The organism is Kitasatospora sp. NEAU-CNBT7 (assembly GCF_057220535.1).
The window spans coordinates 3,804-4,137 of sequence record NZ_JBXQQB010000098.1 but is presented as its reverse complement, the minus strand read 5'-3'; the positions used below and the strand labels follow the sequence as shown (position 1 = coordinate 4,137).

At 68.6% G+C, this 334-nt stretch carries 1 pseudogene; it reads left to right on the top strand.

Going from position 1 to position 334, the window contains the following annotated elements:
• Positions 1-334: pseudogene (locus tag AC2TEW_RS38440) on the top strand (transposase); the annotation flags it as partial.

Below are 334 nucleotides of genomic sequence, written 5' to 3'. Positions count from 1 at the left end.
CGCTACGCGGCCCGCCAGGACTGGGACAAGATCTCCCGCGCGCTCAAGCCGATCTGCACCGCGCCGACCGCCGACGCCGCCGAGGAACGCTTCCTGGAGTTCCAGGAGGAATGGGGCGCCAAGTATCCGGCGATCGTTCGGCTCTGGTCGAACGCCTGGGCCGAGTTCGTGCCGTTCCTGCAGTTCGACGCGGAGATCCGCCGGGTCGTCTGCACGACCAACGCGATCGAGAGCGTGAACGCCCGCATACGCAAGGCGGTCCGCGCCCGGGGGCACTTCCCGAACGAGGCTGCCGCGCTCAAGTGCGTCTACATGGCCGTCATGAGCCTGGACC